This is a genomic window from Serratia sp. 506_PEND, assembly GCF_001076875.1.
GTDB lineage: Bacteria > Pseudomonadota > Gammaproteobacteria > Enterobacterales > Enterobacteriaceae > Serratia > Serratia marcescens.
Genome location: NZ_JVEL01000477.1, coordinates 1 through 4,525 on the forward strand (window position 1 = coordinate 1; position 4,525 = coordinate 4,525).

Below are 4,525 nucleotides of genomic sequence, written 5' to 3' on the forward strand. Positions count from 1 at the left end.
CACAGATTGTCTGATAAATTGTTAAAGAGCAGTGAGTTAGGCGCTTTCGCTTGCTAACTCGAGGTGGCGTATATTACGCTTTCCTCTTTCAGAGTCAACCCTAATTTTCAGGATTTTTTCTCTTTCTTCCCGGCCGCTGTGTGAAGTGAATCACTTGCGCCGTGTCGATGGAGGCGCATTATAGGGAGCCGGTTCAGAATGACAAGCGATAATATGCATTTTTTATCTGACCGCTCACTATTCATTCGTAACGCCTATTAAACCCGCTTTTTGATGGCTGCCGGCAGGTCCGCCAGGCTATTTAGCACCCAATCGGCCAGCTTTTCGCCCTGCTCCGTCACCGGCTTGCCGGTACGCACCAGCACCTTGGTGCCGACGCCGGCCGCGATCGCCGCCTGCATGTCTTCCGGTTTATCGCCCACCATATAAGAAGCGGCCATATCGATGTTCAATTCCTGCTGCGCTTGCAGCAGCATGCCCGGCTTCGGTTTACGGCAGTCACAGACCTGACGATACTCCTCTACTACCGCCTCCGGATGATGCGGGCAGAAATAGATGCCGTCGAAGTCGACGTCGCGATCGGCCAGCGACCAGTCCATCCACTCGGTCAGGTACATAAACTGGTCTTCGCTGAACTTGCCGCGCGCAATGCCCGACTGGTTGGTCACCATCACCAGCGCGAACCCCATCTTTTTGAGTTCGCGACAGGCGTCAATCACGCCGTCAATAAAGTGGAAGTTGTCGATTTCATGGACATAACCATGGTCAACGTTAATCGTACCGTCACGATCGAGAAAAATTGCTGGAACGCTTTGTGTCACCGCTTTGCTCCTGAGGGGCTGAATACGCTGACAGTATCGCATGTTTTACCCCGAACTGAGAACGCCGGAGAACGTCGCTGGCCGTTGACTTAGACGTCTAGACGCCTTAACATCTGATCCATACCTTGGTTCCACGCCGAGGTTTACTTTTATCTAGCCACGGGCAACCACGCTAAAATAAGAAGAATATGATTAAACTTTCTAACATCACTAAAGTGTTCCAGCAGGGTTCGCGCACCATTACCGCGCTCTCTGACGTGACCCTTCACGTCCCTGCCGGGCAAATCTATGGCGTTATCGGATCTTCCGGCGCCGGCAAAAGCACGCTGATTCGCTGCGCCAACATGCTTGAGCGCCCTACCTCCGGCCAGGTGCTGGTCGATGGCCAGGATCTGACGTCTCTGTCGGAAAGCGAACTGACGCGCGCCCGTCGCCAAATCGGCATGATCTTCCAGCACTTCAACCTGCTCTCTTCCCGCACGGTGTTCGGCAACGTGGCGCTGCCGCTGGAACTGGACAATACGTCGCGCGCCGAGATCAAAAAGCGCGTGACCGAACTGCTGGAGCTGGTCGGCCTGGCGGACAAACACGACGCCTACCCGGCCAATCTGTCCGGCGGCCAGAAACAGCGCGTGGCGATCGCCCGTGCGCTGGCCAGCAATCCCAAAGTGCTGCTGTGCGACGAAGCCACCAGCGCGTTGGATCCGGCCACCACCCGTTCCATCCTGGAACTGCTTAAAGACATCAACCGCCGTCTGGGTCTGACCATTCTGCTCATCACCCATGAAATGGACGTGGTGAAACGCATCTGCGACCAGGTCGCGGTCATCAGCCAGGGGCAGTTGATCGAAAAAGACAGCGTCAGCGAAGTGTTCTCACACCCGAAAACCCCGCTGGCCCAGCAGTTCATTCAGTCCACGCTGCATCTGGATATTCCGGACGACTACGCCGCGCGCCTGTCGCCGGAGCGCCAGGGCGACCGTCAGCCGCTGCTGCGCCTGGAGTTCACCGGTCAGTCGGTCGATGCGCCGCTGCTGTCTGAAGCCGCTCGCCGCTTCAACGTGAACAACAACATTATCAGCGCCCAGATGGATTATGCCGGCGGCGTAAAATTCGGCGTGATGCTGGCGGAGCTGCACGGCAGCGACGAAGACGCGCTGGCGACGATTAAGTTCCTGCAAGAAAATCAGGTAAAAGTAGAGGTTCTGGGTTATGTCTGAGGCAATGATGTGGTTGATGGCGCGTGGCGTGTGGGAAACCGTCATGATGACCTTTGTCTCCGGCTTCTTCGGTTTCGTGCTCGGCCTGCCGGTAGGCGTGCTGCTGTATGTCACCCGCCCGGGGCAGATCATCGCCAACAATTCGCTGTATAAGATCCTGTCCGGGCTGGTGAACATCTTCCGTTCCATCCCGTTCATCATCCTGCTGGTTTGGATGATTCCGTTTACCCGCATGATCGTCGGTACCTCGATCGGCCTGCAGGCGGCCATCGTGCCGCTGACCGTCGGCGCCGCGCCGTTCATCGCGCGCATGGTGGAAAACGCCCTGCTGGAGATCCCGTCCGGTCTGGTGGAAGCGGCGCGCGCCATGGGCGCCACGCCGATGCAGATCATCAAGAAAGTGTTGCTGCCGGAAGCCCTGCCGGGCCTGGTCAACGCCGCGACCATCACCCTGATCACCCTGGTGGGCTACTCCGCCATGGGCGGCGCGGTCGGCGCCGGTGGTCTGGGCCAAATCGGTTACCAATACGGTTATATCGGTTATAACGCCACAGTTATGAATACCGTATTAGTATTACTGGTAGTTTTGGTTTATCTGATCCAATTCTGCGGCGATCGCATCGTCAAAGCCGTTACCCATAAATAATTTCACCGCATATTAATGCGAGTCTAATGAGGAAGGGATATGTCGTTAACATTTAAATCCATCGCGACAATTGGCGCACTGATCGGCACGCTGGCTCTGGCGGGCTGTGGCCAGGATGAAAAGAATCCGAACCACATCAAGGTCGGCGTAATCGTCGGCGCAGAGCAGCAAGTGGCTGAAGTGGCGCAGAAAGTGGCGAAAGAGAAATACGGTCTGGACGTTGAACTGGTCACCTTCAACGACTACGTGTTGCCTAACGAAGCGTTGAGCAAAGGCGATATCGACCTGAACGCTTTCCAGCACAAGCCATATCTGGATCAGCAAATCAAAGATCGCGGCTACAAGCTGGTGCCGGTCGGCAACACCTTTGTTTACCCGATCGCCGGTTACTCCAAGAAAATCAAATCGCTGGACGAACTGAAAGAGGGCTCTCAGATCGCGCTGCCGAACGATCCGACCAACCTGGGCCGTTCGCTGTTGCTGCTGCAAAAAGTCGGTCTGATCAAACTGAAAGACGGCGTTGGCCTGCTGCCGACCGTGCTGGACGTGACCGAGAACCCGAAAAACCTGAAATTGGTTGAGCTGGAAGCGCCTCAGCTGCCGCGCTCTCTGGACGATCAGCAGATCGCGCTGGCGGTGATCAATACCACCTACGCCAGCCAGATCGGCCTGACGCCAGCGAAAGACGGTCTGTTCGTGGAAGATAAAGACTCGCCTTACGTCAACCTGCTGGTTGCGCGCGAAGATAACAAAGATGCGGAAAACGTGAAGAAATTCGTGCAGGCCTATCAGTCTGACGACGTTGACGCCGCCGCCAACAAAATCTTCAACGGCGGTGCGGTGAAAGGCTGGTAAGCGCTTATTCACCCATTTTATTCCTATAATTGCAAGACGGGCCAAGGCCCGTCTTGTTATTTCCGCCATAGATTGCTTCAATAGCGCCACTTTCATTAAGGCAGAGGAATCTCAATGCGTGTTTTACCTCTCTGTTTGTTAGCGCTCGCGCTGGCCGGATGTTCATCGCAACGTATCGCGCCATCCTCAACAAACAGCACCAGCAAGCCGACCACGACCGCCCCGGCCAAGACCACGCCGGCCGCCCGCCCCGCTCCGGTAAAACTGTATAAAAGTGCAGAAGAACTCGTGGGCAAGCCGTTCCGCGATCTGGGTGAAGTGTCCGGCGAATCGTGCCAAACCACCGTGCAAGACTCCCCACCGAATCTGGCTACCGCCCGTAAACGCATGCAAATCCGTGCGTCTTACATGAAGGCCAACGCCGTGCTGCTGCACGACTGCCAGATTGTCAGCGGCGTCGCCGGTTGTTACCAGCAGGCCGTTTGCCAGGGCTCGGCGCTTAACGTCTCGTCCAAATGACCGAATTCGTTTTCGAGCAGATCGGCGTGATCCGCTCGCCGTATAAAGAGAAATTCGCCGTGCCCCGCCAACCGGGGCTGGTCGAAGACGGCGGCGGCGAACTGCTGCTGCTGCCGCCCTACAACCAGGCGGAAGCGGTGCGCGGTCTCAGCGATTTCAGCCACCTGTGGGTAATGTTCATTTTCCATCAAACCATGGAAGGCGGCTGGCGCCCGACGGTGCGTCCGCCGCGTTTAGGCGGCAATGCCCGCATGGGCGTGTTCGCCACCCGTTCCACCTTCCGCCCCAACCCGCTCGGCATGTCGCTCATTGAGCTGAAAGGCGTGCGGGTGAAAAACGGTGAAGTGGCGCTGGAACTGGGCAGCCTCGACCTGGTCGACGGCACCCCGGTGGTGGACATCAAGCCTTATCTGCCGTTCGCCGAGAGCCAGCCGCAGGCCCGCGCCGGCTTTGCCCAGGCTGCG

At 57.1% G+C, this 4,525-nt stretch carries 6 protein-coding genes; 5 read left to right on the plus strand and 1 reads right to left on the minus strand.

All coding sequences use genetic code 11. The features are described from left to right. Nucleotides 1-257 precede the first annotated feature (257 nt). Nucleotides 258-821, minus strand: coding sequence for a D-glycero-beta-D-manno-heptose 1,7-bisphosphate 7-phosphatase (gmhB, locus tag ADK28_RS19360; protein ID WP_048796420.1), 564 nt, complete (start codon nt 819-821; stop codon nt 258-260). A gap of 188 nt (nt 822-1,009) precedes the next feature. Here gmhB and metN point away from each other — a divergent pair, with 188 nt between their 5' ends. From metN to tsaA, 5 genes are all read left to right on the plus strand, one after another. Next, nucleotides 1,010-2,041, plus strand: coding sequence for a methionine ABC transporter ATP-binding protein MetN (gene metN / locus ADK28_RS19365; RefSeq protein WP_016929862.1), 1,032 nt, complete (start codon nt 1,010-1,012; stop codon nt 2,039-2,041). Then, nucleotides 2,034-2,687, plus strand: coding sequence for a methionine ABC transporter permease MetI (locus tag ADK28_RS19370; RefSeq protein WP_004932010.1), 654 nt, complete (start codon nt 2,034-2,036; stop codon nt 2,685-2,687). The genes metN and ADK28_RS19370 overlap by 8 nt, the downstream gene beginning before the upstream one ends. A gap of 39 nt (nt 2,688-2,726) precedes the next feature. Next, complete coding sequence (locus ADK28_RS19375) at nt 2,727-3,542, plus strand: MetQ/NlpA family lipoprotein (protein WP_033639535.1); 816 nt, start codon at nt 2,727-2,729, stop codon at nt 3,540-3,542. Nucleotides 3,543-3,656: 114 nt separating this feature from the next. After that, nucleotides 3,657-4,061, plus strand: coding sequence for an Rcs stress response system protein RcsF (gene rcsF / locus ADK28_RS19380; RefSeq protein WP_025304011.1), 405 nt, complete (start codon nt 3,657-3,659; stop codon nt 4,059-4,061). Further along, nucleotides 4,058-4,525 (plus strand): tRNA (N6-threonylcarbamoyladenosine(37)-N6)-methyltransferase TrmO (tsaA, locus tag ADK28_RS19385; RefSeq protein ID WP_048796421.1); only part of this gene is annotated, 468 nt, incomplete at its 3' end. The genes rcsF and tsaA, both read left to right, overlap by 4 nt.

Bases quoted from the DNA above. Each gene is read 5' to 3' on its own strand.
- ADK28_RS19375 (WP_033639535.1), top strand. From the start codon at position 2,727: ATGTCGTTAACATTTAAATCCATCGCGACAATTGGCGCACTGATCGGC.
- metN (WP_016929862.1), top strand. From the start codon at position 1,010: ATGATTAAACTTTCTAACATCACTAAAGTGTTCCAGCAGGGTTCGCGC.
- ADK28_RS19370 (WP_004932010.1), top strand. From the start codon at position 2,034: ATGTCTGAGGCAATGATGTGGTTGATGGCGCGTGGCGTGTGGGAAACC.
- rcsF (WP_025304011.1), top strand. From the start codon at position 3,657: ATGCGTGTTTTACCTCTCTGTTTGTTAGCGCTCGCGCTGGCCGGATGT.